The sequence below is a fragment of the Cupriavidus sp. SK-4 genome, assembly GCF_000611125.1.
GTDB lineage: Bacteria > Pseudomonadota > Gammaproteobacteria > Burkholderiales > Burkholderiaceae > Cupriavidus > Cupriavidus necator.
Genome location: NZ_JFJW01000051.1, coordinates 21,874 through 32,608, shown reverse-complemented (window position 1 = coordinate 32,608; position 10,735 = coordinate 21,874). Strand labels below are relative to the sequence as shown.

Here is a 10,735-nt window from a genome sequence, read left to right as displayed (position 1 = left end):
CGGCGGCCTGGATTGCCGCGGCAAACGGATAGGCCACCGTTCCCGTCAGCGCGTACTCGAACTCGGCGGCCGACAGCGCCTGGATTTGTGCCCGCGAGGTGAATCCGCGCGCGTAGAGCGCTTCGAGCAAGGAGAACTGCAGCGCCGCCGGCCCGACGCCGGTGGTCGCGCGCAGCAGCTCGTCGATGGTCTTGAGCGCGTCGAGCAGCCACGCCTGCGCGGCCGCATCGCCGGGAAACACGGCCTGCAGCGCGTTCACGATGGCGGGCGCGCCCCAGTTCGCCACCGGAAATGCAAAGCCGGGGGCGGCCGCGAGGAACGCAGCGAAGGGATCGCCCGCGGCAATGGGAATCGACAGCGCGTTTGCAATCGCGCCCGCGGGCGGCGCCGGCGCGATCGACAGCACTTCAAAATACTTGCGCAGCTGGCGGATGAACGCCTCGACCCGCTCCGCGGGCGTGCCAGGGTTGGTGAAGTCCGGAAGCAGGCCAACGTTGGCAGGCAGGAAGAAGGCGTGCCACTGCTGGACCGTGCGTGCCTTGAGCTGGGCCACGTTGGCGACCGGGATGCCCTTGATCGCGGCGATCAGCGCGGTCGATGCCGGCGTGACCGCGGTCTGCTGCGTGATGACGGCAAGCACCAGCTCGAGGTGCCCGGGTACCAGCGCGGCTGGGAACGGGCTTTGTTGCCAGAACGGGTCGATCGACGGCACCATCTGGGCCAGCCATGCCGTGACCAGCGCGTTCACGTTGGCGTTGAGCGGACAGAGCGGGGCGCGCTGCACACGGCCCCGGCCGATTGCGGCGAGCCGGCGCGCCGCGTTTTCCGGCGTGGTGGCCGGGGCGGCGATGATATTGGCGTCAAGCGCCGCCTTGATGGACGCAACGATGCGCGATTCGTCCTCGTCGGTGGCCATCCGGTAGCGCTCCTGGGCGGTGACGTTCGTCGCCAGGACCGCCGAAAGCGCATAGAAGTATTCGGCAGGAACCTGGAAATCCAGGACCAGCCCGCCATCGTTCACGATCACGACGTCCGCCCGACGGAACGTCGCGCCCGGGGTCGGGGGAGGGCCGGGCTCTACCGGGAAGCGCAGGCCGACGCGTCCGGGGTTGGCGCTCTGCTGCCCGGCCCACACCGCGGCCGACGCGGCGAAGACGTACTGCGCCAGGCGATCCGCGTTGGCGTTCTGCAGTGCGTAGTACCCGAGCAGGCTGGCTTCATACTGCTTGCGGTCCATGTCCGCCTTGTCGCGCTCGTCGGCGCTCCACGACGTGTCGGTCGGCGGGCGCGTGTACATGTCCTCGAGCCGCCGGTTGTTGGGACGCTCGGGCGGAGGCGCGATCTGGCGGTTCCAGATGATCTCGCGCGAAACCTGGCGCGACTGCGCCGCGGTCAGCGGGCTCCGGTTGGCGAGCGTGGCGCCGCCGCCTGGGTCCTGCGCCAGCACCTTGTTGATCGCATTGCGCAGCGGCACGAACTTGGGTGGCGTGCCGTCAGGCGGCAGCTCAACGAAGGCGGCATTCGGATCGAGCGCGACCGCGGGGTCCGGCAGCGTCAGCACGACCGCGGGGGGATCGACGCCAATGTAGGTCAGCGGATTGTTCGAGAGCGGTGCGTTGGGCTCGACCTTCACGTTGAAGTCGAGCCGCTCGTAGGCAACGAGTTGGGTGCCCTGCCTGATCTCGAGGCGCAGATCGGTCGTGTTGAACTCCGCCGCGGGCGGGGTCAGCTCGATGATCGCCGTCGCCACCGCTTCAAGGCGTACGTCCGGGAATGGCGGCGCGGGCAATGGGTTCACCTGCACCGGATATACGGAGAAGTGCTGCACGATCCGCTGGTTGGCGGGATTGAATGCCGGGCCAACCGCATTGATGCCCGTATTCGGGATCCAGGCGCCCTGTGCCTGCCCGACCAGCGTGCCATCGGCTGAGTTGCCGAACGACAGGTCGAACGCTCGGATCGTCAGGTTGTTGAGATAGCTCTTGAAACTGGCGCCGCTGGTCGGCTTCATTGGCGCGAGGCGGACAAGGATGACTTGTGGCATGACTCTTGGCTCCCGTTCCCATGCAAGGCAATGCGATCGGTCAATAGACCCAGTGCGTCGGCACGCCCAGCATCTGGGCGATGTCACGTCGAGCGACTTCGTAGAACGTTTCCGCCGCGGGCTGGACCACTACGTCGTTGTAGACGGACAGGAATGCGGCGGGCGGTGCGACCACACCGACTGCGCTGAGCGTTCCCCTGAACTGCCGATACTCGTCTCCGCTCTGAATATCGTCTGCCGCATGGGACAGGACTATCGGTGCCGTGATGACTGCCCCGGCCGTACCCAGCCCCCGGCCCAGGGACATGAGTGGTGCGGACGTTCTCCATGCACCGGCAATGAAGATGGCTCCCCCCGATGCTTGCACTGTGCCCCCTCCAATGCCCAGCGCGGCCAGGAAGCTGTCTTCTTCCTGGGTGCCGCCGTATATGCTCAGGGCACCGCCAAACACGTTGACCGCGCCGACTCCGGTGCCGTAGCGGCGCAGTGTCGGCAGCTCCACGCGTGCCTGGATCGAAGCAGGGTCCAGGGTGCTGAGATCGTTGTGGGTTCGGACACTTCCGGCGATTGCCGCATCGCGTACGGCCAGCCTCGACGCTTCGTCCCAGATCGGGTTGTACAGATCCGGGGGAATCCTGTCCGTGGGCCCGAGGCCGAGACGGGCACGAAGCGCACTCTCGGCAGCGTCGGCTGGCCCGTAGTAGATCGTGTCCCTGATCAGGTACCCTGGGGCGCTTCCTGCCGCCGCCCTGGCAGCAGGGCCCGAGTACAGGTTCAGCGCGTCGCCCAATGGTGCGCCGGTCGGGCTGACAGGGGCATAACACTTCTGTACCAGGTACGAAAACAGCGAGAGGGCGGTCGAGGCCTCCTGCGCCCTGCTGCTGCTCGAACTGGACGAGGGTGCACGCGACTCGCTGGGCACGTCCTCGGCAAAGGATGCAGGGGGCAAGTCGCGTTCGTCGTCAGGCAGGCTCTGCTGCAAGAGCTCTTCGCGAGCGGTGGGAATAGTTGGATCAATGCAGGTGGCTGTGGTTGGATCGCATTGGGTGCCACTGGGGTCGGTGTTTCGCAGAGGCTGGTTGCCAACGTAGGCAAACACGTTGGTGCCATCGACAAGCCCTGCAGGGTCCGCGGCCGTCCAGCGTCCCAGCCAGCCGGCGTAGTATCTCGCCCCGTGATAGCCCAGCCCTGTCCCTTCATCGCGCTCCTTTCCGGTGAACCGATAGCGCTTTGGGGTGTCGGTCTGGGTCCGGACAGCCTGGTAAGCGGTGCTGCCGAACGGCGTGTATTCCTCGTAGGAAATGATCTGTGCCTGCTGGTCCAGTTCCAGGCAGGCCGAGCCGAGGTGGTTGCCGAGCTGATAGCGCATCAGTTGACCTGACGCCTGGTCGTCGCCCGCCGTATCGAGCGTGCGTGTTTCCACCAGGGCAATGCGCTGCTTGTCGTCCATCACGTGCAGCGTCTCGCGCACCAGCGTGGCACTGTTGGTGCCGATGGGGCCGCCGTGCCTGCGGAAGATCTCGAAGCCGCCAAGGTAGATGCGCTCCTCGATGCGGCCCGGCGCCTTCTCCCAGACCTTGCGGACGCGCTGGCCCGATGCGTCGTACACATGGAAGGCGATGCCGCCGCCGCCAAGCTCGGCCTGGCGCAGCTGGTCCTTGTAGTTCCATTGCATGTTCGGCCCGGGCAGGCCGCCGCCAAGGTGCGGCATGTGGACCATGTTGCCGTGGGCGTCGTGCAGATACATCTCCGCCTGCGGGGCGTTTCCTGGCGGGCCCAGCGTGGTGCGGGTCAGGCGGTTACTGGTCTTGCGCGGCACGCCACCGTCGCCGCCTTCGGCCAGGCCCGGTTCCAGGTATTCGTAGGCACGTGTCCAGCCCGCATGGGCCGGATCGCTGCCGCGATGCTGCATCTGCAGGAAGTTGCCGACGGCGTCGTACACATAGCGCTCGGTGTACGTGCCCATGGCGCTGCCGTCGTTGGGGGCGAAGCGTCCGGCCGCGTCGGCACTCAGCAGGCCGGAACGGCCGGCGTCGTTGTGTGAATGGGCAGTCGGCGCGCCACCTTGCCCCAGGTGTTCGCGGCCTGTTGCCTGGATCAGCCGGTAGAGCGCGTCATAGATGTAGTCGTTGCCCGGCTCGACGCGCTTGTTCCTGAAGTAGACGGCCTGCTGCGCATCGTCATGGATGTGGGTGATGTTGCCGGCCGGGTCATAGATATAGTGCAGGTTCTGCACCTGGCGGCCCGGCCAGCCGGCGATGGGGGTCTGCGGATCATCCCCGGGAAAGTCGGCGGCATTGCGGCGCGTGCGCAGTTGCCTGAGCCGGAAAGTCAGCGGGTCGTAGCGGTAGAAGGTGCTGGCGCCGTTCTTGTAGTCGATGCGCAGGCGCTGTCCCTTGGCGTTGTAGTCGATATCGGCAACGCCGACCGGCGATGGCGCCTCGTCGTTCGGGTCCAGCAGCGCAGCGGGAGTCGCCGCGTGGTCCAGCCACACGTCCACCCGCTGCAGCAGGTTGGCCTGGCTGAACACCGGCTGGATGATATTGCGCCTGGCGCCGGCCAGGCTACTGTGCGGCGCAATCGACTGGACGGCGCGGTTGAGCGCGTCGTAGCGCGTGCTGCCCTCGAAGCACTCGGCATCCAGTCGCGGGTCTGACTGCCAGTCGGGAAGGGCGGTGTAGTCGCTGGCCAGGCGCCGCGTGCTGTGCAGTAGATTGCCCTTGAAGTCGTAAGCCTCGGTCGGATTGCCGTTGGCATCGAGCCGGCCGTTGGTGACCACGCCCGCCGAATCGAAGTGACGGTAGACGCGCGTGCGCAGGTTGAGCGCTCCGGCGTTGGCGAGGCCTTCGCCGTACTCGATCCGGTCAACGACGATGTCGCGATCCAGTGTGCGCGGGTCGGAATCCGTCGTGCTGCCGCGCACCGTCTGCTCTGCCGGCCGGCGTAGTGCGTCGTACGTGGTGGTGAAGTCGTGGCCGCGGCTGTCCCAGGCACGGATGGGCTTGCCGGTCACGTCGTTGAGCATCCAGCGTGCACCGGCGTCCATGCTGAGCTGGTGGATGCGGTTGCCGAGCATGTCATAGGCATAGCGCATGATGACGCGACCGAGCGGATCGCCAGCCTGCCGGATGGCGTCGCGCACGGCGCGCTGGTTGCCTTCGATGTCCAGCTCGACCCGGGTGGCAAAGGCTTCTTCTGTGCCGTCGAGGTCGTGGCCAGGGCAGGCAATCCGGTTGCGCGCGACGGTGAGGAAGGGGCGGCCGAGCGTGTCGAAATGGGCGATGGTGGGGGTATCGGCATGCGCTTCGGCGCGCAAGGCGACATTGCGCTCGTTTGGTCCAAGGGCGCCGCCAACGCGCTGTGCATGCCAGGTCTGCCAGGTGTCCGGCTGAGTCTTGAAATACCCGGCGACGTAGCCTCCGATGTCCGGGTCCGAGCGCGGGTCGCCGGTCTGCGCACTGCGTGGGGCGCAGGTGTCGTTGACATCGTAAGTCGCCTGCTGCCAGGGATTGAAGACCACCTTCTCGAACGTGTGGTTCGGATGCAGCTTGGCGACCACGCGCCCGGCCGGGTCGTAGAAGAGCACCGGGCTGACGCCGAGGCGGACATCGAACTCGAAGCGGTTGCTATCGGTGAAGAACGGCTCGTATTGGCGGACGGGCTTGCCCTTGTTATTGAAAACGGTCCAGCCGCTGCCGACCCAGCGCGGCCAGACCTCATTGGATGTCATCTCGGGCACGCCATCCGCGCCCGCGATGATCCTGCCGTTAGCGTCGCGCCGTGGCCCGGGCCCCGGTTCGGCCTGGATTTTCCTCTGGATTTCGCGGCCGAAGCCGTCGGAGTAGCCAAAGCTGAGCTGGATCCTGAGGCCCTGTGGCGGCAGGGGCGCGCTGACGTGGGTTTCACGTGTGAGCGTCGCGGAACAGGCCGGCTGCCACGCGGCGGCATCGTGAGGATTGGCCTGCCGGGTGCGGCGGAAGCGGTCGAGGTCGTAGACGATGCGGGTGCTCGCACCGTTCAGCAATTCCGCCGCGGCGGCATGCGGGTCCGCTGCATCGAAGAACGCATCGAGCTGGGCCTGCGTGACGTCGCTGGCGAAACCATCGAGCGTGTCGCCTTCCACTGGTGCGGGAAGCGGCTTGCCCATGATGGCGGTGCCGGTCACCATGCCGAGCGTATCGAAGGCGACTTCGGTCTGGTTGCCGTTCGGATCGCTGACCAGGCGCGGCTGCAGGACCCGGTAGTCGTTGGCGTCCACCGTCACACGGTTGCCGAGCACATCGCGGGTTTGCGCAAACAGCAGGTCGTGGGCGTCGAAGTCCACGAAAGCGTGCTGGCCGAAGGCGTCGCGATAGCGGCGGGGCAGGAAGAAATGCTGTCGCGCCTGCACCAGTTCTGTGGTGGCGTCGCCGGCGGGATCCGCGCCGTAGAAGGACCGTCCCGAGGGAATCCACCAGTGGTCGTCCGGGTCGCTCGCGGGGAAGCGCCCGTCCTCCTTGAGCGCCTGGCCCTGCAAGTAGCCGCCCTGGCCGCCGAGGACGGCCGCCGGATCGGGNCCGCCGGATCGGGCCCCAGCGGCTCGGCCGGCCGCCCCTGGCGAGGGCGCAGGAAGACCTCGGCGAGCAGGCCAGGGGTGAGGGCGAGCTTGTAGCTCTCGCCCGGCAAGGCAAGCGGTTGCAGGATCCCGAGCGACAACAGGCTACCCAGGTCGTCGTGCAGGTATAGGGTGCGCATCCATTCGATGCGGCGGCGGCGCTGGCTGCCGGTCGCTGTGGCCTCGTAAGCGACTTCCGGGCCGCTGAACCTATGGCGCAGACGGCCTGCTGCGCCAGGATCTGGCTCGACGAAATCCGTAGCCTGGTAGCGGCCGTCCGGACCGGTGGCTGGGTAGTCTGTCAGCTCGAAGGAAATTGCCTCGCAGGGCAGGGGGGTGCGATGGGCGTCTGGCGACTCGATGGCGTTGGTGAAGCGGTTCTCGGTGTAGGTAAGCAGCGGGGTGGCTTGCCGGGCCTGGTCGGCCGGATGGAACCCGTCGAATCCGGGGTTCGGCGCCAGTTGCACATGTCCCTGTGCATCGGTCACGCGAATCCGTGCGCGACGCCCGTAGCCGATCGCGGCTTGCTTGAGCACATTGCCGAAGGCATCCACCTCCAGCGTCAACGCGTGCTGAACGCGCGGGTCGCACGGATTGCGCTCATAGTGGTAGCTGACGGTCTCGCGGGCATGGGTGAAGTAAACCGCGTGGCGGTTGTCTCCCCGCGGCTGCAAGGTGTGAATGGTGAAATTCTGCTCGGTGACGGAGTACGGGGTGCGGGCACGCAGGAGCTGCCCAGGCGTTGCGCCGGAGCCGGCATCGTCCGCGTAGACCTCCTGTCGCAGCATGGAGCCCTTGAGTGCGCGGCAGGCTTCGCGCTCTTCGTCCGGGGACAGGCCGGCTGGCAGCACCGTGTCCGGCAGCAGCTGGGCCCGGGCTTCTGCGTCGGTCAGGCCAGGCTCGCGGAAATACTCGCCCTGGTCGGTGGCGCTCAGCAGGCCGGCAAAGTAGTCGGAGACGTTTTCTCGTCCCATACAGATGCCGGTGTGGAACCAGGTCTTGGTGTGCACCGGAGGCACATGGGTTGCGGCGGCGATGTTGTCCGCGCGGGAGGTGCCATCGGCAAGGGCAGCAAACGCCTCGGTATCCCATTGCTCCACCATGCCGAAGCCGCGGAACTCACGCTCCTCGGGATCGAAGTAGCCGTGGTGGTAAGCGTAGCAAGTGAGCAGGCGATTGCGGCTGATATGGTCGCAGGTTTCCACGCGCTCGACCACGTGGACCGGAAACGGCAGCCGGGTGATCCACGGCTTCCCGTCGCGCTTGTCCTGCAGGTAGAACCTGGTGGAGGGGGCGTAGTCGACGCGCGTCTCTGCCCCGAGGTTGTTGACGGTCCTGACCAGCAGATGCGGCTTGCGCCCGCCCATGAGGTTGACATAGCGCATCGAACGCCGCGCGTCGCCCGGCAGCGCCGATGACCAGACCAGGCAGGCCGTGCCGTTGCCGAGCAGGTCGGTGGCCAGGATGCTTGCCAGGTCATCGATGCGCGGGAACACCTTCAGCACGTGTGGCTGGCTCCAGCCGTTGCCGGACTGGTTGAAGTACAGCCGCACGCCATCGCGGTGCAGGTAGATGATGTCGGTGGTGCCGCTGCCGTCAATGTCGGCCAGGCGCAGATAGCGATGGTCGAACTGGCCCGGATGGTCGAACCAGGGCGCGTTGTCCATCGTGATCTTGGCGCCGAAGCGGCCATAGCCCAGGTTCGGCCAGTAGCAGACTTCCCCGTTGCGGATGCGGACGATGTCGGTCAGGCCGTCGCCCGAGAGATCGGCCAGGTAGACCGACTGGGTGCCATCGGCAAAGATGACGCGCGGGCCTTGCTCTTCATCGAGCGCCTGCGCGACGTGCCGTGCCGGGCCGAAGCCATCCTCCCCGAGCAAGGCATGCCAGACAAAGGCATTGTCTTCGGTGATCAACACATCGGCACGGCCGTCGCCGTCCAGGTCCACGAACCTGAGGTTCGGATCGCGCAGATTGCGGTTCAGGCGCGAGGCGAATGGACGGAAGGGTTGCCAGCCTTCGGCCTCGTCATGCTCGTACAGGCCGGGGGCGGCGCCTTCCATGACAACCACGTCGGGCTGGCCGTCGCCGGCGAGGTCCATGAACTCCGCGCCGCTGGACAAGCTGGCACCGGGCTTCATGGAGACGGCTTCGAGCGGCGCGAATTTCGCCCTCACTTCCTCCTGGCCGCCCGGCAGCCTTTCCGGTATCGGGCTGAGATTGCGCTTGTAGTACCAGGCCCCGGCCTGCTCGGTGAGGATGCCGGCAAGCCCCTCGCCGTGCAGGTCGGTCCAGCGGTAGCTGCTGCCGTCCAGGCCGATGGGCGCCTCCAGGCTCTCTGGGTCCACTTCCTCCACCACATCCTGCACCTCGGGCGCGGTGTACTCGAACTCCAACGGCGGAAAGCTGCGCCGGTTGTAGCCGCCATTGTGCCGACGGTAGCCGGTCTGGGTGACCGCGCGCAGGAAAGCGTAGATGGGGTTGCGAACGTCAGTGGGGGCGCCGTCCGAATAACTGAAGTCGGTGGAGCGCACCAGGCAATCGCGCTCTACACCCGCTTCGCCCGGGAAGTGGTGGAACATCAGGACACGCCGGCAGATCCGGTAGGTGCGCAACTCGAAGCCGGCGCGATATGCGGAAAATGGATCCTGGCGCGCGGGCCATGTGCCGGTTTCGGCGGGCGTCGGCGCGCTGGCGTCGTGCTCGCCGTAGTCGAAGACGACCTCGAAGAGCCAGGCGTTGCTTGCGTCGCGCGCGCACGAATCAGAGGGCTCGGGCCAGGGGGCATCGTCCGTCAGTATCGGGAAGTAGGGCGAACGATGGCCATAACGAATGCGCTTGAGGTAGCGCTGCGCGGAACGGGACGCATCCGTGCGGTTGCGCTCATGTGCCCTGGCAAGTCCGTTGCCGGCCGTGTCCTCAAAAATCCGCGCCGAGTCCTCGGGCTTGTAGCCATAGACAATGACGTTGCCCTTGTCATCATGGCTCTCGCAGATCAGCCAGCTGAAGACGCGGCTTGGGTCCGCGGGATCGGCAATGCGGCTTTCGGCTGTCCTGCCGTACCAGGTAGTGACGTTGCTCTTTGAAATGGAGCGCCAGAACACGTCGCTAGCATCGGCGAGGTTGGTCCAGCGCTCAATGCGGGCGAACAGGCCCTCGATGCGCGGCCGGAAACGGTCTACCCGGTACGTCAATCCATTGACGGTGCGCGCGGGCAACTGCTCTCGCTCCCATTTCCCTTGCGCATTCGTGAGCACCGGGACCAGGTCCTCGGCGCCGGAGATCATGTAGACGTCGGGTGCGTCCACATGGTCGAGGTAGGTCGGAAGCCCCCGATCGGTCTTGCGAGTGATCGCAGGAAGCGACAGGTTCCAGCCGAAGCCGAACGGACCGTTGCCCGCGCCGGAATCGTAGTTCAGTGAAAGCTGGGGGCCGAAGCCCGAACGGCCCGGGCTTGTTGCGATCGGCACCGACATCGAAGCGGTGCCCGTGACCGGGTTGGCCCCGAACTTCTCGCCAAGACCGCGGATCGCGCCGCCGCCCTTGGGCAGCGAGATCGACGGCGCAGCCTGACCCTGAGTCCCCTGATTGCCCGAACCCTCGCTCGCTGCCGTGCCTGGAATCATGACAGGCGCTCCCGGTGTATTGCTTTTGTTCTTGGCTCCTGCGCGGGGACGCACGTGAAGGCGGCCCTTGCAATGGATGCAGCGTAGAAGACCGCGGCCAAAGTGCAACTGCGAGCCGTTTAACTCTGATCTGCACATTCCCGGGTTCGATGGCACCCGGATACTCGGATGAGCTTGCTGCCTTCGCAAGCATCGCTTTGGCACCAGGCTTCACGCGCGCGGCTGCGAAGCTGGGAGTACCGCCGCCTGCACTCAGTCAGATGGGGGGCGCACGCGAAGCGTGGCTTGGGGATTGGGGCTGCGGGCTGGGGAAAGAAGGGCCGCCCGGCCAGACGTTGCTGTCCCGGTTCGACGTGTTGTTCCAGCAAGATCACTGGACCATCGGACAGCCAGAACCTCGCCTGCGCCAGACGCGCGGCGTGCCGTGGCACTCCATGCCACCAGGCCGGGCTGCGCCAAACTAGACCGGCC

General features: G+C 66.6%; 3 protein-coding genes. All 3 read right to left on the bottom strand.

What is annotated here, in order from left to right; translation table 11 throughout:
- On the bottom strand, nt 1-2,044 hold a 2,044-nt coding region (locus CF68_RS35500; RefSeq protein ID WP_200872549.1), incomplete at its 3' end, for a hypothetical protein.
- A gap of 40 nt (nt 2,045-2,084) precedes the next feature.
- Nucleotides 2,085-3,413, bottom strand: coding sequence for an RHS repeat-associated core domain-containing protein (locus tag CF68_RS38240; RefSeq protein ID WP_235205727.1), 1,329 nt, complete (start codon nt 3,411-3,413; stop codon nt 2,085-2,087).
- 2,891 nt (nt 3,414-6,304) lie between these two features.
- Nucleotides 6,305-10,264: a SpvB/TcaC N-terminal domain-containing protein gene (locus CF68_RS38235; protein WP_235205723.1), complete on the bottom strand. Its 3,960-nt coding sequence runs from the start codon at nt 10,262-10,264 to the stop codon at nt 6,305-6,307.
- Nucleotides 10,265-10,735: the final 471 nt, after the last annotated feature.